Origin of the sequence: Paenochrobactrum glaciei (assembly GCF_039522165.1) — a bacterium.
Taxonomy (GTDB): Bacteria; Pseudomonadota; Alphaproteobacteria; order Rhizobiales; family Rhizobiaceae; genus Paenochrobactrum; species Paenochrobactrum glaciei.
In genome coordinates, this window is sequence record NZ_BAAADE010000002.1 from 640,647 (window position 1) to 660,728 (window position 20,082).

The window sequence follows — 20,082 nt, forward strand, 5'->3', positions numbered from 1 at the left end:
TTATTCCTCTTCAGCCGTTGCGGCTTTCTTTTTCGTCGTCGTTTTAGCTGCTGCCTTTGGCTTGGCAGCAGCTTTCGCCTTGGCCGGAGCTTTAGGCTTTGCTTCTGCTTTAGCCTTAGCCGGTGCTTTTTCTTTTGCAGCAGCTTTTTTAGCCGGAGCCTTCTTGGCCTTTGACTTGGATGAGCCAGCCTTGTCGGTAATCAGCTGCAAGGCTTCTTCTAAAGTCACGGTTGCCGGATCTTTGCCCTTTGGCAATGTGGCATTGATCTTGCCCCAATTGACATATGGGCCATAGCGTCCGTCACGCACAGTGATGGAGCCGCCATCCGGATGGTCGCCAAGTGTTGCCAAAGCCGCTGGTGTTGAGCGCGTGCGTCCGCCACCTTTGGAAGCTTTGTCAGCAAGAACGGAAACAGCGCGGTTGATGCCGATGGTGAAAACTTCATCGACATTTTCAACATTGGCATAGGTGCCGTCATGCATCACATAAGGACCATAACGACCAATACCGGCTGAAATCATTTTAGCCGTTTCAGGATGGACGCCGACATCGCGCGGCAAGGCGAGCAGTGCCAGCGCTTTTTCAAAATCAACCGTATCCAGCGTCCAGCCTTTCGGCAGGCTGGCGCGTTTGGCTTCTTTACCTTCGCCACGCTGCAAATAAGGGCCGAAACGACCCGTGCGCGCGGTGATGTCTTCCTGTGTTTCCGGATCCTGACCAAGCACTTTTGGTTCATTGGAACCATTGGCGCCATCAGCACCTTCTTCACCGCTGAACTGGCGGGTGAATTTACATTCAGGATAGTTGGAGCAACCAACAAAAGCGCCATATTTGCCAAGTTTCAGCGACAGCTGTCCAACACCGCAGGTCGGGCAGCTGCGCGGATCACTGCCATCGCCCCGATCAGGAAATGCCATTGGTGCCAAAGCTTCGTTAAGCGCATCCAGCACATTGGTGACGCGCAGTTCTTTGGTCCCGTCGATTGTGCCGGAGAAATCTGTCCAGAATTCACGCAGCACGTCTTTCCAAAGCAGTTTGCCATCGGAAATCAGATCGAGCTTTTCTTCCAGATCAGCCGTGAAATCATATTCCACATAGCGCTTGAAGAAGTTTTCCAAGAAGGCAGTTACCAGACGGCCTTTAGCTTCCGGAATAAGCTTACGTTTTTCAATCGTAATATATTCACGGTCACGCAAGGTTGCGAGGGTGGCTGCATAAGTGGAAGGGCGGCCGATGCCGAGCTCTTCCATCTTTTTGATGAGTGATGCTTCCGAATAGCGCGGAGGCGGCTCAGTGGAATGCTGGGTTGCATCAATGGTTTGACGCACCAGTTTTTCACCGGCAATAATTTCCGGCAGACGTGCGCTGTCTTCGTCTTCATCCTCTTCTTCGCGGTGATCCATATAGGCCGCCAGAAAGCCGTCAAAACGTGTGACAGAACCGGTTGCGCGCAGCATAGCAGCGCGGGAGCCGTTGGTGGCTTCAATATCAACGGTTGTGCGTTCAATATCAGCCGACTGCATCTGGGAGGCAATCGCACGCTTCCAGATCAGCTCATAAAGACGTGCCTGATCATCATCGAGATAACGGCGCATTTCTTTTGGATGGCGTGAGAAATCCGTCGGGCGGATTGCTTCGTGCGCTTCCTGAGCGTTTTTAGCTTTTGTCGAATAATAGCGTGGCTTCTCCGGTACATATTTGTCGGAGAAGGTTTTGCCGATAGCAGAGCGTGCGGCCTGAATTGCTTCCGGCGCCATCTGCACACCATCGGTACGCATATAAGTGATAAGACCGGTGGTTTCGCCGCCGATATCAATACCTTCATAAAGGCGCTGCGCTACCTGCATAGTGCGTGATGCACTAAAACCAAGCTGGCCGGATGCGGCCTGTTGCAGTGTCGAAGTGGTGAACGGAGGGCCCGGATTGCGCTTTGTCGGCTTTGCTTCAACGGATGCCGCTTTAAATTCAGCGCCTTCCAGCATGGTGCGGATAGCGGTTGCCTGCTCTTCATTTTTAATGTCGAGCTTGCCTAGGCGCTTGCCGTCCAGTGAGGTGAGGCGAGCGGTAAAATCATCGCTGCGCGGTGTTTGCAGCTTGCCGGCAATGCTCCAATATTCTTCACGAACGAAACGCTCGATTTCGTTTTCGCGGTCGCTGACGAGACGCAGTGCAACAGATTGCACACGGCCTGCCGAGCGGGCACCGGGCAGCTTGCGCCACAAAACCGGCGACAGATTGAAGCCAACGAGATAATCGAGTGCGCGGCGTGCCAGATAGGCATCCACCAGCGGCATGTCGATATCACGCGGATTAGCCATTGCATCCAGCACAGCCTTTTTGGTGATCGCGTTGAAAACAACGCGTTTGACCGGCTTGGAGCCAATGGCTTTTTTCTTATTTAAAACTTCCAGCACATGCCATGAAATGGCTTCCCCTTCGCGATCAGGGTCAGTTGCCAGAATGAGGCTGTCACTGTCTTTCAGTGCTTTGATAATATCAGCAAGCCGTTTGGAAGACTGACTGTCAACTTCCCACGACATTTCAAAATCTTCATCAGGGCGGACAGAGCCGTCTTTGGCAGGCAAATCGCGCACATGACCAAAGGATGCCAGAACTGTATAGTCTGACCCCAGATATTTATTGATAGTTTTAGCCTTGGCAGGCGATTCGACAACGACGACGTTCATTACAACAGCCTAAATTCCTGGTCCCCACAGTGTTTTTATGCACATGCCCGAATGGCGAGGGTTTCCCATCACATGAACAGCGCAGACCATTTGGTCAAGAGTGCGCCATGATTTTTATTCAAATTACAACCAATGGTTTTATATGTTGATAAGTACTAGTAACAAGAGTATTCAGATTAAAGCTTAAAAGAAAATGCGATATTATGTGCCATGCTTAAAATTATTTCAGACATGCAATTTTAAAATGACGGAGCGGGGGAGATAATGGGCGATGTACGATTTAACAAAATTGATATTCTGCAATATATTGAAGATATGCTGTGCAATATGCGGGTAATGGCAAAAAGCACAGACAGTCAGGTGTTGGTTTATTTGCTGGAAATGGCCGTTCTTGAAAGTCGCGATCAGATAAAGGCGCAAGAACAGCAATTGCAGTCTATGGGACGAATGGTCAATTAGGTATTGAATATCACTGTTTCAAGCTTAATTCATTCATTGACCGGTACCAAAGCCACATGGCCGTTGGGATAGCGCGTGAGTTGGCCTGCCAGATCAAGCTCCAGCAAAATCAGGAAAACCTGTGCAGCTTCAATGCCTGTATGGCGAATGATTTCATCCACAGAGACCGGAACAGGGCTTAGCAGACTGGTGATTTGCTCCCTGTCTTTATCTGAGGCTGGTGGCGTTGGTTTGACCGGCTCAGGTGTTACATGTTGCATTGAGGGTGACTGATAATTTTGCTCTGCTTCCTCAATTGTAAAACTTAGCTGACCGGTTGGTTGTGATAATGGACTGTCTTCACCTTGTCTGATGAGCTGCGGGGATAAAGCCTCGATAATGTCATTGGCTTCGGTCACCAGAAGCGCGCCGTGTTTAATCAGGTCATTAGTGCCGCCCGCCCGCGGATCAAGCGGGGAGCCGGGAACCGAAAATACCACGCGCCCCAATTCGCCTGCCATACGCGCTGTGATCAATGAGCCGGAACGTTTGGCAGCTTCCACAACGAGTAATCCGGATGAAAGAGCGGCGATGATTCGGTTGCGGCGCGGGAAATCTTGCGCGCGTGGCTCCCAGCCCAGCGGCATTTCACTGACTACTGCGCCGCCATTTTCTGGGATTTCATGATAAAGGCCAATGTTTTGTGGCGGATAAGGGCGGTCTATGCCGCCAGCCAGCACCGCAACCGTGCCTGTTTTCAAGCTATATTGATGGGCGTTCGCATCAATACCGCGCGCCAGACCGGAGATGATGGCAAATCCGGCCTTACCTAATTCAGCAGCTATTTGTTGCGTGAATCTTGCCCCTGCAATCGAGGCATTGCGCGAACCGACAATGCCAACGGGCGGCTTGGCAAAAACCGATAAATCACCTTTGACAGTGATTAAGGGGGGCGGAGCATCACAGTTCTTCAAATAGAGCGGATAATCCGGCTCACCCATGCCGATAAGCCGTGCGCCCAAACGCTCGACGGCTTCCATTTCGCGGCTGACCTGATCAAGGGAGGCGAGGCGGATGCGACGGTAAGCACCGCCGCGTCGGCTGAGTTCGGGAATCATTTCCAGTGCATTACTGGCAGAGCCGCAGTGTAAAATCAGATCCCGGAATGTGACAGGGCCGATATTCTCACTGCGGATAAGACGTAACCAATTCAGTCTTTGCTGGTCGGACAGGCGTATTCCATGGGATGAAACCGCCTGATTATTCATTTTTTAGCGCCGATCTTGCTTTCACTGCCATCAATCAGGCGGGTGATATTGGCGTGATGCTTGATAAAGATAAGGACGGTTAAAACACCCATCAGCATGGCCGTATAGATATTGCCCTGCAAATAAAGCGCAATCGGTGCAATGACACAGGCCACCAATGCGGAGAGAGATGAATAGCGGGTCAGAACTGCAATCAGCAGCCAGACTCCGGCAAAGATCAACGCAACCTGCCAAGCAAGTGCAATCAGCACGCCCAAATAAGTGGCAACGCCTTTGCCGCCTTTAAATCCAAGCCAGACCGGAAATGTGTGGCCTATAAAAGCGCCAAGCCCTGCTGCCAAGGCAGCATTGCCGCCAAAATAACTGGCAATCAGCACCGCCGCTGTGCCTTTCAGCATGTCACAAATTAAGGTGGCACCGGCGAGCTTTTTATTGCCGGTACGTAGCACATTGGTCGCACCGATATTACCGGAACCAATGGAGCGAACATCGCCAAGCCCTGCCATTTTGGTGAGCACAAGGCCAAAAGGAATGGAGCCCAGCAAATAGCCCAGGGCAAGAGCTGCAATAATTAAAAAAATGTGGGCCTCCCATGAGGTATTCTTATTATGTGCATCGCCCATATTGGCGCGATTGAATCGATGCAAGCCAGTTTACAGGCTATCTTGTTACGATAGCCTGTTTATTTTTTATATTACAGTTCGAAAACTGTTTTTCCAGCAACCATTGTTTGTAAGACACGTCCGGTTAAGCGCGCACCTTCAAAACAACTGTTTTTCGACAGTGAATGCAGATCTTTTTCATGCACAACCCAAGGCTCTTCCAGATCGACTACAATCAGATCTGCCGAAGCGCCCGGTTTGAGTGTGCCTGCATCAAGGCCGAAAATACGCGCTGGTGCGGTGGAAAGCACTTCTGTGAGACGCAGCAAGCTCAAATCTTCATTGTGATAAAGACGCAGAGCCGCTCCAAGCAATGTTTCAAGTCCGATTGCGCCGGCTTCCGCATCCGCAAATGGCAGGCGCTTGGTGTCAACATCCTGCGGGTCATGGGCAGAGACGATAATATCAATCGTGCCGTCCTTGATGGCTTCAATCATTGCCAAACGATCTTCTTCTTGTCGCAGCGGTGGCGACAGACGGAAGAATGTGCGGAACTCACCAATGTCATTTTCATTGAGTGACAAATGATTGATGGAAATACCAGCCGTTACATTAGCTGCATCCGCTTTGGCTTTACGAACCGCATTGGCCGACATTTCGCATGAAATCTGGCTGGCATGGTAAAAGCCTTTGGTGAGGGCAGCCAAGCGCAAATCACGCTCAAGCGGAATAAGTTCGGCTTCCCGCGGGGTGCCGGAAAGACCAAGCCAGCTGGCAAGCAAGCCTTCATTCATCACGCCACTGGCACCCAAATAGGGGTCACGCGCTTCACAGGAAATCACTGCATTGAAGTCACGGGCATAGGTGAGGGCACGACGCATTGTCTGGGTGTTGACAATCGTATTGCGGCCTTCGCTGAAAGCGACAGCGCCTGCGGCACGTAACAGGCCAAATTCGGTGAGTTCTTCACCTTTCAAGCCGCAAGTGATGGCTGCTGCCGGATATACATTCACAACTGCGGTGTCACGCGCTGTGCGCTTGACGAATTCAACCAGTGCCACATCATCAATCACCGGATCTGTATCCGGCATCATGATGAAGGAAGTAACACCACCTGCGGCGGCTGCACGGCTGGCAGAAGCAATCGTTTCACGATGTTCGGCACCAGGTTCGCCCACAAAAACGCGCGCATCAACGAGGCCGGGCAGAATAGTTTTGCCTTGCAGATCGATGGTTTCACAACCATCCGGTACGCCTTGATTACGGGCATCTGCGCCTGAAGCCAGAATCTTGCCGTCTTGTACAATAAGAGTGCCGGTTTCATCCATCTGACGGGATGGGTCAACGATACGGGCATTGGTAAAGCAAACCGGTTTCATCGATTTTCTCCCGTGCTTTGAGTGCGACGCGGATCAAGCAGGGCTTCCATAACAGCCATGCGCACTGCAACGCCCATTTCCACCTGATTTTGAATGGCGCTTTGCGGGCCATCTGCAACATCAGAGGCAATTTCAACACCACGGTTCATCGGGCCCGGATGCATGACCAGCGCGTCAGGCTTGGCATATTTTAGTTTTTCTTTATCAAGACCGTAAAAGCGGAAATATTCACGCACTGACGGCACAAAAGAACCAGCCATGCGCTCACGCTGCAAACGCAGCATCATCACGACATCGGCGTCTTTCAAACCTTCTTCCATGGAGTTGAAAACTTCAACGCCCATATTCGCAATGCCGGCCGGAAGAAGTGTTGACGGGGCAATCACACGCACACGGGCGCCCATGGTGTTGAGCAGCAAAATATTGGATCGCGCAACGCGCGAATGCAGCACATCGCCGCAAATCGCGACAATTAAGCGGCCGATTTTGCCTTTGGCACGGCGAATGGTGAGTGCATCAAGCAGGGCTTGGGTTGGATGTTCATGGGCACCGTCACCGGCATTGACTACCGAACAGCCGACTTTTTGGGCAAGAAGAGCAGCAGCACCGGCAGACGCATGGCGGATAACCAGAATATCCGGCTGCATTGCATTGAGCGTCATGGCTGTATCAATCAGTGTTTCCCCTTTTTTAACGGAGGAATTACCGACAGACATGTTCATAACGTCTGCACCCAAGCGCTTGCCTGCAAGCTCAAAGGAGGATTGCGTGCGCGTAGAAGCTTCAAAAAACAGATTGATCTGTGTTCTGCCGCGCAAGGTTGTTTTTTTCTTTTCAAACTGGCGTGAAACAGCCACTTCCTGATCAGCAAGATCAAGCAGGCAATCGATGTCCAGCGGCGATAGTCCCTTAATGCCAAGCAAATGGCGATGAGGGAACAGCGGGGAAACGTTTTGTGATGTCATGGCAAGTTATCCCTATAAGACGCTGTAAGGCGCGCCGCAAGCAGACTTATCGTGAGTCTACGTAAAAATCTTGAATTTAAAAAGTGAAGATGGTGCGAATGCATTGTTACAAGCAAAAAAGGCTCACTCAGAGCCTTTGAAAATTAGTTTGCTGCTGCGTGCAATAAAAAGAACTCGGATGACAAAGCTCAATTGGTTTCGACAATGAACATTCTTGCTTCCTGAGCCTGCATGCGTTCCAGCTTGATGGGCATGTATTTTTCGGAGTTATAAAAAGCTGTTGCTTCAGCAAGTGTGGGAAACTCAAAAATACCAGCCAGCGGGAGAGGTGTGTCATCGCCTTCAAGAACCTGCACTACGGGCCCGAAATGGACTATTTTTCCACCTGCATCATGCAGAGCTGCCTGGAAGCGTGGTGCAAGTGCTGCTTGTTTGGCGGGGTCTGTGACACGAAGATTGATATGAACATATGCTGGCATTGTTTTATCTCCATATTGTAAAATAATGTATATACAGTATTTATGTTCTCTTGAATTGTCGAGGCGATATAAATGAGTGAATGGGATTCTGCATCTTTGGAGAGAATTGCTTCTGAATGTCCTGCATTTCAGGCACGGGCAACGGCGCGTGCAATCACGCGTTATTATAATATATGTTTCAAACCATTTGGATTAACAGCTGAGCAGTTTGCTCTTTTAGTAGGTGCCGGTGCTCATAAAGACGCGACAGTGGTTCAGCTGGCAACAAGTGCAGGTGTTGATGCAACCACCCTTAGCCGTAATGTGCAGCATTTGGTGACACGCGGTCTGATATTTACGGAAGGCGGGCGGGGTCGTTTAGGCAAACGATTGAACCTGACCGATGCCGGACAGGCTTTAATGTCAGATGTTGTGCCGGTCTGGAAAGCGGCTAAACAAGAATTATCGCATCAAATGGGCGACGACAGATTATCTTCTGTGACGAAGGCAATGGCAGCGCTGACAAAAGCGCTCAGTTCGTTGTGACGTTTTTTGATCAAGCGGTCTTGAAATCTCTTGTCACTTATATCCGGTCGTGCATTGGTTGCGGCCGGAGCCGCAACCTTGATGACGAAAAATTAGAACATCCCAACGAAGGCTTAATCAGCCCATTCCGGTTCGGTGGTAAAGGCAATTGTCAACCAACGGTCAGGGCTTCGCTCGCCCAAGGCATCAGCCAGCTCATCGCGGATGGCATCCCATTCTTCCAGCTTCTTGGCTGGCCAGTCGGATGGCACAATAAAATAAAGCTCGATTTGAGTGCCGCGGCCAACTTTAGCGACATATGCACGGTAGGAGAGAAAGCCATAACGCTCGACAAATTCCTGCGCGACTGTTTCGGCATTTTCTTTCAGTTCGATCGGTGTGAATAAAAGCATGTCTGCCAGCGCTTGTCTGATGGTGGCAAACGGCATTGGTATAATAATAAGACATACAATTGTTAGTACGGCCGGATCGATATAGGGAAGCAACCAGTCCAGACTTGTGCCTTCTAGCATCATCCCGATCAAAAACGCGATAAAGAGCGCTGCGGTAATGCCTGCTGACATATACCATGCCTTGGCATCCAGCGCGACGAAATCTGATTGCAGTTTGCGGTTGGCGCGCATTTCCAGCCAGCCCATCAAAATACAAACCACCAAGGCAAAAGCTGCATAAAACACGGCATAGCTGAATTCGAGGTGTCTGCCACCCGACATTAAGCTGCCAATCGCATTAATCAGAGCATAGATAGAGACACCGGTGAGCATCAGGCCATTGAGGCCAAGCACCATTGGTTCCAGATGCCAGAAGCCCATGGTGAAACGGTCACGCAGTTTGCCGCTTGGTGGCTCGGGCAGGGTGGAGAGGCTGATCAATCTTGCGACAATTAATGCAAGACCACTAAGCGCTGCATCAATGAGCAGATAGACACCATCAAAGACAATAGAGAAGGAGCCTGCGAGCAGACCGAAAAGTACGCCGAATCCGGCCAAAAATATTGTAACAGTAATCGATGTTTTGAGAATGGATTGTTCGCTATGCAAAATTCACTCCGGCATTATGCAGTTCAAATAAAATTTAATTGTTTACAAACAGGGTATATTTTTAAAGTTGATCAGGATCAATGCGTGAACATCGTTTATAATATTGAATAGTTCTAAATCTCACGATAGTTTCACGCTAGAAGTGATCTGTTTTGCCCCTTTACGGAGTTGTTATGTCTACTCAGATGCAGATGTCGTTATTTCTGGGCTCCATCGCCTTTATGGTTATGGTCGGTTCTGGTTTTATTGTAATTCTGACGGTGCCTGCTTTGGCGAAGAGCCCGATCTATCCAATGATCATTCTGGCTGCCGTGAGTTTTGTTGTAACACCAATTATCGGCTGGTTTGTTGCCGGAAAAATCCAAAACCTTCAAAAGAAGTAAAACTTACCACGATGGTTTTAAAAAGGGCGCTTGTTTCAAGCGCCCTTTTTGTTTTTTCGAAGCATTTTTCAAAATTTTTTAGAATCGTACAGCTGTTACAGACGAATCTTTTGCAGGATTCGGCAAAGAGATTCGTGGAATCGATTAAAATGATGCGATTTCAATGGGCTACAGGAATCATTTTAGCAGGAAGTTTGACGGGGTGTGGATAAAATTCACAACCAATCAGTGTTTAAGTAATGTTTATGTCAATCATAGATAGGTGTTTTGGCGTGAAAAACGAAATAAAATGCGATTTCTTACGATTTCTGTTTTTTGGGTGTTGACCAATCCGAAAGTGCGCCTTATGTATCGGCCAACTTCTGAGGGAGACAACAACTTCTTCCACAAGGGAGCGCGTAGCTCAGCAGGTAGAGCAACTGACTTTTAATCAGTAGGTCCACGGTTCGAACCCGTGCGCGCTCACCATTCTAACAATGATTAGAATGGTTTAGCAGAAAGTGAAAAAATCCCGTTTTACAGTTGGTCATTCATTTTACACTTTGACCTCACTTCGTTCCCTTTCTGATTGCGTCAATAACATCCCCGCCAGCTAAATAATTCTTTCTAATTATCGTTTCACATTCCGATTTGGAATGACCTGATATCTCTGCAATCCGCTCAATATCCAATCCGTGCGCATATGCATAGGTAATCGCAGTTCCTCGTAAATCGTGAAAAGTCACCCCTGAGATTTCTAGACGCTTCATTTCTTTGCGGAAAGAAGTGTCAAAGCCTGATGATGTCCATACTTCACCAAAACTGTTTAGAAGTATGCGCGTTCTATTTTCTTCTTTAGCTTTTCGAAGGAGGGGGTTGATTTCGTCTGCCGGCTTGATTCTGACCCTTGCGCCTGTCTTGGCCTGTGTGATCCAAAGCAGGCCATCATTATACGCAAGTGTAGTTAGCCCGAGCACGTCACCTTTTCTCTGCATCGTCCATAGCGCGAGCCTTACAACGTCAGCCAGATGGGGCGCAGCTTGATGTAAAAACTTATTCACTTGGCTTGGCATCCATATGATGTCTTTACGGCTGGCTTTATGAAGCTTGCCGACCTTCTCTAGCGGATTTCGAATAATTATTTCACGGTTTTTAGCCCATGAAAGCATTCGCGCTAACACGGTTAGATGCAAATCGGCAGATCGAGGGGTGGCACTCATCTCGTCGCGCCAGTCCAAAAATAAGCGCCTTGCACCTCTCGCCTCTAATGCTGGAACGGGCAGGGTGCCAAATCTTACCAAAATCACGCCCATCATTCGCTCATAGTCACGTTTGGTTGAAGGGCTTAGTTTTTGATAGTCTGCACCAGATGTATATTCTTTGACGAGCCATGAAAGAGTTTGAGGCTTTGCTTCAGCCTTCTTTCTATCTTTTGTCAGCCGTACATATTCCTGAGTGAACGCAAGTGTGCCAGGCTTTGTTTTCATACGGGGGCCACCCCGCCAAGCATAAAAATAATAGCCAAGCTCACCAGTGGCGAGCTTAACTTTCACCTTATGCACTCCGACGAGATTTACCTTCATTCATCCACCGCGCGAGAGCGTTGTCTGGGCTGTCGCTTTCTTCATTTGTATCATTGTTTGTGATGCCGTGGAGAAACTCTATATCTCCTGATTTAAGTAGTCTTGCCGACATTCCAGTTTCAGCAGCAGCACGTGCCGCATCCATTATTTCAGCCTTTGAAAAAGTTCTAGCTCTACTCACTCCCCACCTCCTTGCGCTAAGGCTGCGCGGTCTATTAATCTTGCATGCCTGGGTGTTCGGACTGCAATTGCGCATTCTTCAACGAAGCCAATTTCAGGTGGCAATGTTACAGGGTCAGAATGTCGACGAGCTCTGACCAACCAACCATCGAAATCAATTCGCCAACCATTGAACCAGTTTAGTAGCACTGTGATCATAGCCCTTCCTCCGGTGTCGGGGCGGCGAGTTGGAGTGCCGACATCATGACTTCCTCGCATTCCGGATAATGGTTAGAGCTTGCTCTTCATCACCTGTTACGGCGAAGAGCGCTAAAGACACGCGGCAAGGGTCTATCCCGTGCTTGAGCCAGAAGGCGCGTTCATTCATTGAGTGCTGCTCGCGGTGCATTTCTGGCGACAGTGGTATTGTCCACCGGTCGTCTGGCTTTTCACCCATGCCGGTTTCATTCTTGCCGTATTGCGGGGCTGCATACCGGATATGTGCAGCTTCAACGCCATAAGCTCCGGTGATGATGCAGGGCAGGGTTCTTATCCATTTCAGGTGGGTTTCATCGTGTTTACGTGGCCGCTTCTGTCCTTTGGATGGTGAAGCGGTGAAAGCTGTGTCGTATCGAACTACTCGAAAGCCAGCCATTATTGCCCCCATTCAAACTTACCATTACGGTATGGGATGCCGCGCTCAATCGTCATGATGATAGCTTTGACCGAGTAAAGCTCGTTCTGTAGGTGGCTATATTTCTTTTTGTCGCGTTTGGCTTTTTCGATGGCGGCCGTTAGTTCGTCAGCTTTTTTATTAAGCGCTGGAAGTGGATCGTCATTGAAGCCAAACAGCTTGCGCAACTTTGAGATAAGGAAAGAAATAATCATGCCACTCTCCGGTCATCGTGAAAGGTGATGCTGTTTTCTGCGCCCCAAGCAAACATGAACTCAATCAGATCAGTCATTTCTTGTTTGCTGAGGTCTGATGATGATTGCCCGTAGGGAATGAAACCTTTGCCATCGAGTGACGGCAATAAACGGATTTCACGGCCGCAGGCATGCATGAAAATCACTTTCCACTCGTCTGTGGTGTAATCGGTTCCGCGTTTGCGCATGATTGCAGCTATGTCAGTGAGCATTGCCCACATACGATCATTTTGCGGTAATGTGCGCTTTGGCATTTTAAACTCAAGGCGCATGCCGTGCGGTGCTTGGCGTATCCAATTAATCGCTCTCTGAATGGCAAGATCATCAGATAGGATGTGCGTCCATCTGCTCATTCTGCTGCCTCCATCCTTGGTTCTTGTCCGTAGGCACGGATACGCTCTATCAACGCGGCTTTTTCATCATTGAAGCGGTCAATTTCGTCGGACATGGTTTTAATATATTCCTCGTCCCGATAGACCCGTACGATCAGCATCGGCAATCGCGGCCAATAAGATACGAAATCCCACCATTCACGCTCTGCAATCCATAAGTTGCCCTGCACTTGCGCCTTATGCTCTGGGGGAAGGCGGTTGCGTTCCAAGCGGTCAATCTGGATGCGTGGCAGCGCTGTTTTGATCTCCAAGCCGCCATCTGTGCCGATAAGGCTATCTGGGCTTGCGCCTTTATCACCATTGCGGATGAAGCCAACTTGATACGGTTCAACTGAGTTGATGAAGGCGTAAGTTTCACGCGCTTCATCTTCCATCAGCTTGCCGCGCTCCATATGCGGGGACGAGAAACTTTCCTCGATTTCACCGGTGATAACTTCACCGGCAAGTGTTCTCATATATTCAGAGCGTGTTTTACCTTCACCTTTTGCCATGACGGTTGAAAAGCGTGAGGCTGTTGGGATGCCGGCGCGAGCTTCAAACCATTCAGGCGAGCCTTGCACGATATCGTTGAATACCTGCATCATTGCGCCATCCGCTTCTTTTTTTCTTCAAGCAGATAAACAGCGTTTTCATAGTCTGCGGCCAGAATATCCGGCAGCGCTTCTACTTTGCCACGCTTGCAGAACTGCTCAATATCGGTGTCAGTTTCTTCAATCAGGCGAAGCAGGTTTTTCACTTGCTCTTTTGATATTGTTTCGGCATTTGCCAAACCTGACCTACGGCCATCATCATCATTGGCTATTGCAAGTCCAAAAGCCTGAATAAGTGAGTAGCGTTGCAAATAGGTAAGCGTTGAGCCAATGGCTTGAATGGCGTTCTTATTGCCGGTGTTGTCCGATGGTGCTGAAAGTGTGTTTTCTTCTGAGTGCCCGTCTACATGTTCAATGATGCAGGTCACCTCGGCACGGTTGTCTATCTGTCTTGTGCGGAAGCGATAAGAAAGACCGTGCTTGGTGATGACTGGATCAATTGCAGATGCGATGGCTGCAAAGTCAGCATATTTGGTGTTGTGACCATCACGATTTTTAACGATAGGGCGTAATTCAGCTTTCGCGCCGGCAATTGCTACTGAGAATGAGCGCTTTGCTTGCTCAGCTGCAAGTTCTTTACTTACAGCCAGCATTTCTTTGACTGAACCTAAGTCTGCTCCACCTTGAATAAGCTGATAAGCCATTTGCATGGGAGTTAAGGCAGCGCTGCTTTGGCTGGATGACTGCGCAGGTACTGTTTCAGTATGAATTTCAAGTGCTGCGCTCATGCTGCAAGCTCCTTATTGTCGACGAAATCAAGCGGGCTGATGCTGTACCAAAATCCTGCGGCCTCTAAGTGTCTCAGCGCCGCTTCAATGCCGTAGTTGATGCCTTGGCTAAAAAGATCATCAGGGGCGGCGGCTCCGCCCTCTGCTTCAATGGTTCGGTACAATTCACGCAGTTTTTGATTTTCTGCTGCATTCATGACAAATGCTCCGCCCAAATTAAAAATGAGGTGATGAAGAGAGAGACAGCAATGAATGCTGCAAAATCTTGGAGGAGGTCTTTCATTATGCGACCTCCCGCATTTTCATCAGGCAGTCAGAACCGATGAATTGTGCTTCTTCTGGTGTGATGTAAACGGAGCTTTGTTCACGCTTAGCCATGCGAAGCTGTGCGAAAGCCCGTGAAATGAATTTGCCGCGATGGCTGGCAGACATTGGTTTGCCTGAGTACGCCATCCACTTACGGATACCTTCCCATGCCATTTTCATGGCTTTTGACTGGGTAGAGTAATCGCGGGGGCGCTTTGCAGGCTGCACAGCATTCGTGGCAGTAACCTTTTGTGCGCCTGTTAAATCTATGTGTGCAATCTGCAAAGCTGAGGACATTTTTTAACTCCATCGTTTAGCGGATCGGCGGGTGCTTCTTCGCGCTGTTGTGATTGGAATTTAAATCCATATTATTTATATGTCAACAGTTATTTGGATTTAAATTCCATATCGATAATTGCGCTCGACAAGATTGCGAATCTTGGTATCAATGAACAAAAGGAGAACATTATGGGGGAATGTTTAGATCCCGAATACAAAACGTTTACGCTGCATGTCCGCTGTGAGAACTGTATGCGCGAAAGTTTTATGGGCGTGGCAGTGCCTAAAGCAGATGGTTCGCCGTCTGATGTTGATGAGCTTTTGGAAAGCGCAGTGTTGAATAACCTGCCATTCAAATGCAGCAAATGTCCGAGCTTAATCGGGAAGGTAATCGGAGCGAAGGAGGGGGCAGGGAAGCAATGAGTAAGCCAGTCACAACATTTATAATTATGCCGCCAGAGGATATTATGAGCGCTGTTAAGGCCGCAAAGGAGCGGTTTGAAGCGCATCTTGAAATGGAATTCTCAGGGTATGAATTTAAGATCGTCGATCCCGTAGAGGCTTTCGAAAGGCTGGACTTTGTAGTCATGCCGATAATGAATTATGAGGATGCCAACGGGGATAACAGGATGTGCGAAAAGCCCGAAGGCTGGCTCATGGAGAATATTTATAAATTTTGCCGAGGGTTCAACTTCTCGCCCGATAGAAGGTTGCTGCAGTAGCCCCTTGGAGCTGGCGGGCAAGGATGGGGCAAGGTCAGTTAAGTTTGATGGTTGGCCTCTACCCATGCCCTGAGAATTTTAAGCGAGACTGGCCCAATGTTGACGATTGTGCTTTGTCGAAGGCGTGTGAAGTCACACAGTTCCGGCTCCCAATCAGCTGGCATACAGCCGATTGGGTAATCAGGGCATTTAGTTTCCCAGATCGCATTCCTTATGCGGGTGTAGACTGATGCGCTATGGCAAAATGATTTAAGTGTTTTCTTCATACGAACATCATCACGACAATGCCGCCGATGATAACCAATATAAGCCCACCTATCAGCATAGGGATCAGCGTACTGCCTTGGTCACCGCCACTGGCCTGATCACCTGTAATGGTGACTTCATCGTGCTCGTCTTGCTGCTTAGCCATGACTGCCTCCATGAAAGGGCGTTCATGCAGTCTATTCCAAAAGGAAAGTTTGGCAAACGATATCGGTAGATATTGTGCTATAGTGATTTAGTGGTCAGCGGCTTTCATCTGAACGGGACTTACACGTTCAGGTGCGGGATTGGTTTCGTTGCTTTCCGGCGGCCTTCCTTGGCTGACTTCTGTCTTTTGGAGATGGGAGGTGAATAGCTATGATGATCAGAGATATGTCAGTTAATGAAATCACTGCAATGCTAGAAAGAGTTGAGATCGGGCATATTGCGTGCTCAGTTTCAAACCAGCCTTATGTCGTTCCAATTAGGTTCGTATATAATGGCGGGTATCTTTATGCGCTCACTACACTTGGCAAGAAAATGGAGATGATGCAGCTCAATCAGCATGTCTGTGTTAACTTCACCGAGGTTAAAGCTTCCAATGATTGGAAGAGCTTAGTTGTATCGGGCAGCTTTGAGAAAATACCAGCTTCTGATGATCCAGACAGCCTGTATTCGTTCGCGCATAAGGTTTTATCGCGTAGCGCTGAATGGTGGGTGCCTGCTTATACTCGGACGATTTTAAGGGGTGATGAGCGCCCGTTGGAGCCGGTTTACTTTAGGGTGTCAGTCGTGCAAACAAGCGGTCATGCAACCGAGAAATGACAACAAAAACATTCTCTTAGGAGGTGGTGTTTTATCAAATTAGGTTGGACTTATGTTCTGTGCTATAGTGCCTCTGTCTTCATTGGGTATCCCATAACGAAGGCGGAGGGATAAAACTATGTCATCCAATAATGTAATCACCCAGCTGTATTCTACGGATATTGCGATTATCAACGCCGCTCTTTTGCAGGTATGTACGGCTACACTAATTAAAATAGATAGTACTGAAGGCCAAGCATTGGCTAATTCGGCAATGCGCCAGTACTTGACTGGTAAATTTAACCAGAAAAAACTCGTAGATTATCTTCTAACTTCTATCAATATGACCGATAGATTGCAGAGGCGAGCTGAAAGAATTTCCGAAGGAAATACGGATAAGCCAACCGCAAATAGCTTAAATAAGCAACTAAGGCTTAGGTCAATTAGGCACAAGAAAAAATTGGCTTCCACTGGCTTTATTTAAGCTATGAAGCGAAGCCCCGCAATAACGGGGCTTCATATACGTATAATTTAATTGGTTTGAATTTTTTTCTTGTCCGGCTGCACTTGAGCCTTTGGCGCAACGTCTTTTTTCTTTATGCTGCTGCCACGAACTCGGCAAAAATATTCAGCTTGAGCGTGGGTAACCTGTAAATGTGACCCTTGTGATGTGACGCCATTTTTACACTCAATGACATAAACGCCATCATTTACGTGGATAGAGTAGGCGAAAGCCTGCGGCAAAGATGCAATCAATAATGCAGATGCGATAGCCAGTTTGGTAAGTTGTTTGCGTTTCATAATCGTTCCTCCCATTGAACTGATCTCAGATTACATTTGGGAGAGTGAACGCTCGCTGAATGGGCTGTTCAGGATTTAGTTAGGTATTTAGCCAAAGAAAAACCCCGCCGGAGCGGGGTGATATTTGTAGGTTTATCCACATGCTGTTTTAGGAGGAGTGTGAACTGTCACGCGTCCATGAGCACCCTCGTTTTTAGACAAATGAATATCAATGTTGAATCCAAGCGCAATTAGAAACCCAAGTAAGCGGTCTACACTAAAGCCGCCTAATCGTCCTCTTGTAATATTGGATACTTTTGCTTGATCTGTACCTAGCATTTGGGCTGCTTCTTTTTGCGTGAGCCCCCGAATTTCAATTAGGTCTGATATTTCAGACGCGATGGCTACTTTTAGCTCATCTCTTTCATTCAGCTGGATGTCTAGATCAGCAAATACATTCCCAGAGCCTTTAATGATTGGGGTGGTTTTATCCATCTGTTCCGACATTTTGTTTCTCCAAGGCAACTTTTTGCAGCTGAATGTAGTGTTGTTCTGCTGCTTTAAGGCGCTCCTTTATCAGGTTTATTTCTTTTTTTGGCGTAGCGATGCCACGTTTAGATTTTTTCTGGAAAGCATGTAGTACATAAACCGCATCTGAAAAGCGAATTGTATATACAGCTCTATAAGTGCCACCATCACCGTTAGAGATGACTTCTAATACACTTGCTCCACCAAACCCCACTAATGGTGTAACATTTACTGCTTTCCTTCCCTCCTGTGCGAGGTGAAGCGAAAAACCTATTTCTTGACGCACTTCAATTGGGAAGTCTCGTACCTCCTCAAGGGTTGCCCCCATCCAAAAAACATCTTTCACTTCTAAAATCCTTTACGATTTTTTATTAATTATGTTCCCCATCACGTCCTCCCTCACTGATGTGCATACAAGATATAATTATGCCAATTTTGGCATAATGTCAAGGTCTAGGAAAGTGGTTCAAGCGGCATATTAAGTGATATAGTCAGCTTACATCATCTCTTCAGCCATACCCACAGCATAAAGCAGAATAATCCTACCGATATCACACCCTCTATGGCGTACACCCAGCTCATTCAAAGCCCATCAGTTTAGCCGCGACCGCCGCGACAAAGATCAGCGGGAAGGCATAAGCGTCAGCTTATTATTCGCTCAACTGCATCAATGAGAGTTCTTGAAGCGTTAGATTAAGCTTCTGCTGATCCAGATCACGGCGGCGCTCGTATTCTTCGCGTTCCTGCTCATACGTTTTTGGATCTGGATTTGGATGCCGTTTAATGAGTTCCAGATGTTGTGTGTGACGCTCAACGTCTTCTTTCAAAGCTTTAATACGGCTTTCAAGGTATTCACGAATGTGCGACATGAAATTATCTCCCCCCAATTTATGCTTTTAAAACTCGATGTCGTTTACCACGCGCCTTACGATTGCGATGACTTCAACGCTCATCCCGCTATCTGTATCGTGGTCGCGCTCAATGACAATTGGCTTATAGTTTGAGTTCGTTGAACGTGGCGCGAAAACAGTGCGATCTTCGTAAAGCTCGATCTGTTTGATTGACCATTCGCGTGTATGCCCGCCGTCTCGGGTGCGCTCTACAACCACTACCATGCCATCACGTAAAGGCACTTCATGCGCTACATCGCTGTACGCAACGCATACAGCTCTGTCGCCGGACAGGATAGGGCGAGGCCTGAGGTCATTCATTGAATCGCCGGACACGTTGAATGCCATCTGGCGCGCATATGGGAATTTATCGTCACGTGGCACGGCTATTTCGACAGGTTCCGACTGGTCGAGTTCGTCAACTTCACGGAATGTCCCAGCTTCTACCGTGCCAACCACCCGAACAGTGGTTATGGCGGTTTGAACTACCGCGTCTACCGGTAGCTCTAATTCAATGCCATCACGGAGCCACAAGATTGGCCTATCAATTGTGTGGGCGAGCTTTTCAAGAATATTCCCACGAGGGTTGTCGATGTCGCCACGCAAATATTTATTGATGCTGTCGTACGTGATGCCAGAACGGCGCGATAACTCAGCCTTTGACCAGCCGAGTTCGGTAATTCTTTGATCTAATCTGTTCCACCATTTCATAGAGACTATCATATATGCGGATTTAAATTCCTGTTTGGATTTATTTTACCTTGTAATTGGATTTAAAATCCAATAAGATAAAACCATGAAAACCAACATTTCAATTAATGACATCATTAAAAAAGCGGGCGGCGCAGCATCAATTGCGCTTATGAGTAAAGGTGCTGTCAAAAAAGATGCGGTTTATAAATGGCCGTCAATTGGCATCCCTGACCGTCATTGGGCACCAATCATAAAGGCGACTGGTCTACAGGCGGCTGATTTATATCAGGCAAATTTAAACGCCCGAAAGACCAAGAAAGGTCGCGCAGCATGAGCCACGCGACCCTATCATTCAGTTTCATTTCACCGGCTTCCCCCGCCGGTGTTAAGGCCGAGGCGGTTACTCCCTCCCACTTTATCGTCTCGGCCACTTATTCCCGTCTTTTGGCGGTGTATTCGTGCGTGTCTGGCTTTGTTCAGAACACGCACAGCAATCTTACCAACTGGCTCCATTCATTGCCTCTCACTGTTTCGTTTGTCCCTCGCAAGGTCAAACTTAGCAAAGGAGTCACCCATGAACGTGGGCGTTTCAGCCAAGAACGTGGATATTTTAGCCACGAACGTGGATTTTTCAGCCAAGGAGCCGACGATGACTGATGTCGATATGGCCGCTTCTTTGCTGGATGAAATCATTGGTCAGCGCGGTGTCCGC

The 20,082-nt window shown here is 48.3% G+C and carries 30 protein-coding genes, 1 tRNA gene and 1 pseudogene; 9 read left to right on the plus strand and 23 right to left on the minus strand.

All coding sequences use genetic code 11. From position 1 onward, the window contains the following. The gene (topA, locus tag ABDZ76_RS09390; protein ID WP_343804629.1) at positions 1-2,688 is read right to left on the minus strand and encodes a type I DNA topoisomerase; all 2,688 of its coding nucleotides are present in this window, start codon (positions 2,686-2,688) and stop codon (positions 1-3) included. Positions 2,689-2,952: 264 nt separating this feature from the next. On the opposite strand from topA, the gene ABDZ76_RS09395 reads away from it, so the two are divergent. After that, the gene (locus ABDZ76_RS09395; RefSeq protein ID WP_343804631.1) at positions 2,953-3,147 is read left to right on the plus strand and encodes a hypothetical protein; all 195 of its coding nucleotides are present in this window, start codon (positions 2,953-2,955) and stop codon (positions 3,145-3,147) included. 29 nt (positions 3,148-3,176) lie between these two features. On the opposite strand, the gene dprA is transcribed toward ABDZ76_RS09395, so the two are convergent. From dprA to ABDZ76_RS09420, 5 genes are all read right to left on the minus strand, one after another. Then, on the minus strand, positions 3,177-4,394 hold the full coding sequence (gene dprA, locus ABDZ76_RS09400; RefSeq protein ID WP_343804633.1) for a DNA-processing protein DprA: 1,218 nt from the start codon (positions 4,392-4,394) through the stop codon (positions 3,177-3,179). Then, positions 4,391-5,017: a glycerol-3-phosphate 1-O-acyltransferase PlsY gene (plsY, locus tag ABDZ76_RS09405; RefSeq protein WP_343804782.1), complete on the minus strand. Its 627-nt coding sequence runs from the start codon at positions 5,015-5,017 to the stop codon at positions 4,391-4,393. Before plsY ends, dprA begins: the two co-directional genes overlap by 4 nt. 71 nt (positions 5,018-5,088) lie before the next feature. Further along, complete coding sequence (locus tag ABDZ76_RS09410; RefSeq protein WP_343804635.1) at positions 5,089-6,375, minus strand: dihydroorotase; 1,287 nt, start codon at positions 6,373-6,375, stop codon at positions 5,089-5,091. Beyond that, complete coding sequence (locus tag ABDZ76_RS09415; RefSeq protein WP_343804637.1) at positions 6,372-7,340, minus strand: aspartate carbamoyltransferase catalytic subunit; 969 nt, start codon at positions 7,338-7,340, stop codon at positions 6,372-6,374. Before ABDZ76_RS09415 ends, ABDZ76_RS09410 begins: the two co-directional genes overlap by 4 nt. Before the next feature lie 188 nt (positions 7,341-7,528). After that, on the minus strand, positions 7,529-7,819 hold the full coding sequence (locus tag ABDZ76_RS09420; protein ID WP_343804639.1) for a DUF1330 domain-containing protein: 291 nt from the start codon (positions 7,817-7,819) through the stop codon (positions 7,529-7,531). 72 nt (positions 7,820-7,891) lie between these two features. Between ABDZ76_RS09420 and ABDZ76_RS09425 the strand changes: the two genes are divergently transcribed. After that, a complete protein-coding gene (locus tag ABDZ76_RS09425; protein ID WP_343804641.1) occupies positions 7,892-8,344 on the plus strand; it encodes a MarR family winged helix-turn-helix transcriptional regulator in 453 nt (150 codons plus the stop codon). Positions 8,345-8,457: 113 nt separating this feature from the next. Here ABDZ76_RS09425 and ABDZ76_RS09430 read toward each other — a convergent pair whose 3' ends face one another. Next, on the minus strand, positions 8,458-9,384 hold the full coding sequence (locus tag ABDZ76_RS09430) for a cation diffusion facilitator family transporter (protein ID WP_343804643.1): 927 nt from the start codon (positions 9,382-9,384) through the stop codon (positions 8,458-8,460). A 173-nt stretch (positions 9,385-9,557) separates the two neighbouring features. Between ABDZ76_RS09430 and ABDZ76_RS09435 the strand changes: the two genes are divergently transcribed. Next, positions 9,558-9,767 carry a hypothetical protein gene (locus ABDZ76_RS09435; RefSeq protein ID WP_343804645.1) on the plus strand — a complete coding sequence of 70 codons (210 nt, stop codon included), beginning with the start codon at positions 9,558-9,560 and terminating at the stop codon, positions 9,765-9,767. Positions 9,768-10,159: 392 nt separating this feature from the next. After that, positions 10,160-10,235, plus strand: a tRNA-Lys gene (locus ABDZ76_RS09440). A gap of 80 nt (positions 10,236-10,315) precedes the next feature. Here the strand turns inward: ABDZ76_RS09440 and ABDZ76_RS09445 are convergent. The 9 genes from ABDZ76_RS09445 to ABDZ76_RS09485 form a co-directional block, all read right to left on the minus strand. Then, on the minus strand, positions 10,316-11,329 hold the full coding sequence (locus ABDZ76_RS09445) for a tyrosine-type recombinase/integrase (RefSeq protein WP_343804647.1): 1,014 nt from the start codon (positions 11,327-11,329) through the stop codon (positions 10,316-10,318). Beyond that, a complete protein-coding gene (locus ABDZ76_RS09450; protein ID WP_343804649.1) occupies positions 11,301-11,510 on the minus strand; it encodes a hypothetical protein in 210 nt (69 codons plus the stop codon). Before ABDZ76_RS09450 ends, ABDZ76_RS09445 begins: the two co-directional genes overlap by 29 nt. 240 nt (positions 11,511-11,750) lie before the next feature. Beyond that, the gene (locus ABDZ76_RS09455) at positions 11,751-12,143 is read right to left on the minus strand and encodes a DUF968 domain-containing protein (RefSeq protein ID WP_343804651.1); all 393 of its coding nucleotides are present in this window, start codon (positions 12,141-12,143) and stop codon (positions 11,751-11,753) included. Beyond that, positions 12,143-12,376, minus strand: coding sequence for a hypothetical protein (locus ABDZ76_RS09460; RefSeq protein WP_343804653.1), 234 nt, complete (start codon positions 12,374-12,376; stop codon positions 12,143-12,145). The genes ABDZ76_RS09455 and ABDZ76_RS09460 overlap by 1 nt, the downstream gene beginning before the upstream one ends. After that, positions 12,373-12,768, minus strand: coding sequence for a recombination protein NinB (locus ABDZ76_RS09465; RefSeq protein ID WP_343804655.1), 396 nt, complete (start codon positions 12,766-12,768; stop codon positions 12,373-12,375). Before ABDZ76_RS09465 ends, ABDZ76_RS09460 begins: the two co-directional genes overlap by 4 nt. Continuing rightward, positions 12,765-13,391, minus strand: coding sequence for a lambda exonuclease family protein (locus ABDZ76_RS09470; protein ID WP_343804657.1), 627 nt, complete (start codon positions 13,389-13,391; stop codon positions 12,765-12,767). The genes ABDZ76_RS09465 and ABDZ76_RS09470 overlap by 4 nt, the downstream gene beginning before the upstream one ends. Continuing rightward, positions 13,388-14,125, minus strand: a complete 738-nt coding sequence (locus tag ABDZ76_RS09475; protein WP_343804659.1) for an ERF family protein — start codon at positions 14,123-14,125, stop codon at positions 13,388-13,390. The genes ABDZ76_RS09470 and ABDZ76_RS09475 overlap by 4 nt, the downstream gene beginning before the upstream one ends. After that, entirely contained in the window at positions 14,122-14,322 is a 201-nt protein-coding gene (locus tag ABDZ76_RS09480; RefSeq protein WP_343804661.1) for a hypothetical protein, read from the minus strand. The genes ABDZ76_RS09475 and ABDZ76_RS09480 overlap by 4 nt, the downstream gene beginning before the upstream one ends. A gap of 85 nt (positions 14,323-14,407) precedes the next feature. Next, on the minus strand, positions 14,408-14,728 hold the full coding sequence (locus ABDZ76_RS09485; protein WP_343804663.1) for a hypothetical protein: 321 nt from the start codon (positions 14,726-14,728) through the stop codon (positions 14,408-14,410). 93 nt (positions 14,729-14,821) lie between these two features. Between ABDZ76_RS09485 and ABDZ76_RS09490 the strand changes: the two genes are divergently transcribed. Both ABDZ76_RS09490 and ABDZ76_RS09495 read left to right on the plus strand, forming a co-directional pair. Further along, positions 14,822-15,133, plus strand: coding sequence for a hypothetical protein (locus ABDZ76_RS09490; RefSeq protein WP_343804665.1), 312 nt, complete (start codon positions 14,822-14,824; stop codon positions 15,131-15,133). After that, positions 15,130-15,432 carry a hypothetical protein gene (locus tag ABDZ76_RS09495; RefSeq protein ID WP_343804667.1) on the plus strand — a complete coding sequence of 101 codons (303 nt, stop codon included), beginning with the start codon at positions 15,130-15,132 and terminating at the stop codon, positions 15,430-15,432. Before ABDZ76_RS09490 ends, ABDZ76_RS09495 begins: the two co-directional genes overlap by 4 nt. Before the next feature lie 262 nt (positions 15,433-15,694). On the opposite strand, the gene ABDZ76_RS09500 is transcribed toward ABDZ76_RS09495, so the two are convergent. After that, complete coding sequence (locus ABDZ76_RS09500; RefSeq protein ID WP_343804669.1) at positions 15,695-15,844, minus strand: hypothetical protein; 150 nt, start codon at positions 15,842-15,844, stop codon at positions 15,695-15,697. A gap of 209 nt (positions 15,845-16,053) precedes the next feature. On the opposite strand from ABDZ76_RS09500, the gene ABDZ76_RS09505 reads away from it, so the two are divergent. Together ABDZ76_RS09505 and ABDZ76_RS09510 are read left to right on the plus strand one after the other, a co-directional pair. Beyond that, positions 16,054-16,500: a pyridoxamine 5'-phosphate oxidase family protein gene (locus tag ABDZ76_RS09505; RefSeq protein ID WP_343804671.1), complete on the plus strand. Its 447-nt coding sequence runs from the start codon at positions 16,054-16,056 to the stop codon at positions 16,498-16,500. Positions 16,501-16,618: 118 nt separating this feature from the next. Next, complete coding sequence (locus tag ABDZ76_RS09510; protein WP_343804673.1) at positions 16,619-16,963, plus strand: hypothetical protein; 345 nt, start codon at positions 16,619-16,621, stop codon at positions 16,961-16,963. A gap of 47 nt (positions 16,964-17,010) precedes the next feature. Here ABDZ76_RS09510 and ABDZ76_RS09515 read toward each other — a convergent pair whose 3' ends face one another. The 6 genes and pseudogenes from ABDZ76_RS09515 to ABDZ76_RS09540 all read right to left on the minus strand — a co-directional run. After that, a complete protein-coding gene (locus ABDZ76_RS09515) occupies positions 17,011-17,280 on the minus strand; it encodes a hypothetical protein (RefSeq protein WP_343804675.1) in 270 nt (89 codons plus the stop codon). A gap of 132 nt (positions 17,281-17,412) precedes the next feature. Beyond that, positions 17,413-17,766, minus strand: coding sequence for a helix-turn-helix domain-containing protein (locus ABDZ76_RS09520; RefSeq protein WP_343804677.1), 354 nt, complete (start codon positions 17,764-17,766; stop codon positions 17,413-17,415). Continuing rightward, positions 17,747-18,133, minus strand: coding sequence for a type II toxin-antitoxin system RelE/ParE family toxin (locus tag ABDZ76_RS09525; protein ID WP_343804679.1), 387 nt, complete (start codon positions 18,131-18,133; stop codon positions 17,747-17,749). The genes ABDZ76_RS09520 and ABDZ76_RS09525 overlap by 20 nt, the downstream gene beginning before the upstream one ends. Positions 18,134-18,437: 304 nt before the next feature. Beyond that, positions 18,438-18,656, minus strand: a complete 219-nt coding sequence (locus ABDZ76_RS09530) for a hypothetical protein (protein WP_343804681.1) — start codon at positions 18,654-18,656, stop codon at positions 18,438-18,440. A 27-nt stretch (positions 18,657-18,683) separates the two neighbouring features. Then, a complete protein-coding gene (locus tag ABDZ76_RS09535) occupies positions 18,684-19,211 on the minus strand; it encodes a S24 family peptidase (RefSeq protein WP_343804784.1) in 528 nt (175 codons plus the stop codon). Between the two features lie 51 nt (positions 19,212-19,262). Beyond that, positions 19,263-19,400 (minus strand): annotated as a pseudogene (locus ABDZ76_RS09540) (helix-turn-helix domain-containing protein); the annotation flags it as partial. A 73-nt stretch (positions 19,401-19,473) separates the two neighbouring features. Here ABDZ76_RS09540 and ABDZ76_RS09545 point away from each other — a divergent pair. Next, positions 19,474-19,704 (plus strand): hypothetical protein, encoded by a 231-nt coding sequence (locus ABDZ76_RS09545; protein ID WP_343804683.1) that lies wholly within the window; start codon positions 19,474-19,476, stop codon positions 19,702-19,704. Positions 19,705-20,082 lie beyond the last annotated feature (378 nt).